The sequence below is a fragment of the Kitasatospora sp. A2-31 genome (genome assembly GCF_022288725.1).
Lineage (GTDB): Bacteria > Actinomycetota > Actinomycetes > Streptomycetales > Streptomycetaceae > Kitasatospora.
Genome location: NZ_JAKNTA010000145.1, coordinates 1 through 1,655, shown reverse-complemented (window position 1 = coordinate 1,655; position 1,655 = coordinate 1). Strand labels below are relative to the sequence as shown.

The 1,655-nt window shown below is 76.7% G+C and carries 2 protein-coding genes; one reads left to right on the top strand and one right to left on the bottom strand.

Translation table 11 applies throughout. The features are described 5' to 3' along the window. A partial coding sequence (locus MCM47_RS40320; RefSeq protein WP_238951790.1) for an MFS transporter occupies positions 1 to 604 on the bottom strand: 604 nt, incomplete at its 3' end. 106 nt (positions 605 to 710) lie between these two features. On the opposite strand from MCM47_RS40320, the gene MCM47_RS40315 reads away from it, so the two are divergent. Beyond that, positions 711 to 1,655 (top strand): LysR family transcriptional regulator (locus MCM47_RS40315; RefSeq protein ID WP_238951789.1); only part of this gene is annotated, 945 nt, incomplete at its 3' end.

Below are 1,655 nucleotides of genomic sequence, written 5' to 3'. Positions count from 1 at the left end.
CGCCCATGCCGCCGATGCTGTTGCCCGCCACGTACAGGCCCATCGCCGAGGCCAGCGCGGACGGGTGCACCTCCTCGGCGAGGTAGGCCATCGCGGTGGCCGGCAGCCCGGCGAGCGCGGCGCCCTGGAGGGCGCGCAGCACGACCAGGGTGGCGAGGTCCGGGGCGAACGGCAGCGCCAGCGCGAGCACGGAGGCGGCCAGCACGGAGGCGGTCATCACCGCGGTCCGGCCGTACCGGTCGGAGAGCGCGCTGGCCGGGAGCAGGGCCAGCGCGAGACCGAGGGTGGCGGCGGAGGCCGTCCAGCTGGCCTGGCCCGGGGTGAGGTCGAGATCGGCCGAGAGGATCGGCAGCAGGCCCTGGGTGGAGTAGAGGAGGACGAAGGTCGCGATGCCGGCGGCGAAGAGCGCGAGGTTGGCGCGGCGGAAGGCGCTCTGCCCGGGGCGGAGCCGGTCGGCGGCGGTGGTGCCCGGCAGCGGGCGGGTGCGGCCCGCCGGCTGCGTGCGCGGGGACGGCTGGGTGCACGCTGCGGAACCGGTGTGCGGGGACGGCTGGGTGAGGGCATCCGGAGTGACCACGGATGCCCCGGTACTGGAGGGCTGCATGGCTCCGACGTTAGGCCCGCCGCGCTTGATGCGTCCAATGCATGATCAGCCGATAATGCATACGACAGTGCATGAGCCAAGGTCGGCGAGGGAAGGTGGCGCGGAGATGGCCGAGGGTGAACCGGAGCCCGAGCTCCCGCACCGGTTGGCCGAGTTGGGGCCGGAGCTGCCGGCCGCCCGGCTCGCCCCGAGACTCGCCCAGTTCGCCGCCGTGGCGCGGCTGGAGCACGTGACGCAGGCGGCCGCGCTGCTGGGCATGCCGCAGCCGACGCTGTCCCGTTCGGTGGCCCGGTTGGAGGCGGAGCTGGGGGTGGACCTGCTGGCCCGTCAGGGCCGGACCGTCCGGCTGACCCGGGCCGGCCGGCTGCTGCTGGCCTCGGTGGAGCGGGCGCTGGCCGAGGTCGAGCGCGGCGCGGAGGCGGCCCGGGCGGAGGCCGATCCGGCCACCGGGCGGGTGGCGTTCGGCTTCCTCCACACGATGGGGACGGACGCCGTCCCGGCGCTGCTGCGTGACTTCCGGGCGGCGTACCCGCAGGTGCGGTTCCAGCTGGTGCAGGACTACGTCGGCGCGATGCTGGAGCGGCTGCGCGCCGGCGAGCTGGACCTCTGCCTGGTCGCGCCGGTGCCGGACGACGACCCGGCGCTGGTGGCGCGGCGGCTGGACGAGCAGCGGCTGCACCTGGTGGTGCCGGCCGACCACCGGCTGGCCGGCCGGCGTCGGATCCGGCTGGCGGAGGTGGCCGAGGAGCCGTTCGTCGGGCTGGAGCGCGGGTACGGGCTGCGGGCGATCACCGACGGGTTCTGCGAGGAGGCCGGGTTCACGCCGCGGATCGCCTTCGAGGGCGAGGAGGCGGAGACGCTGCGCGGCCTGGTCGCGGCCGGGCTGGGCGTGGCGCTGCTGCCGCCCGCGCTGGTGCCGCGGCCCGGGGTGGCGGAACTGGAGGTGACGGCGCCGCGCACCCGGCGGGCGATCGGCCTGGCCTGGGCGGCGGGCCGGCCGGTGACCCCGCCGGTGGCGGCGTTCCGGGACTTCGTCCTGTCGCGGCGGGGG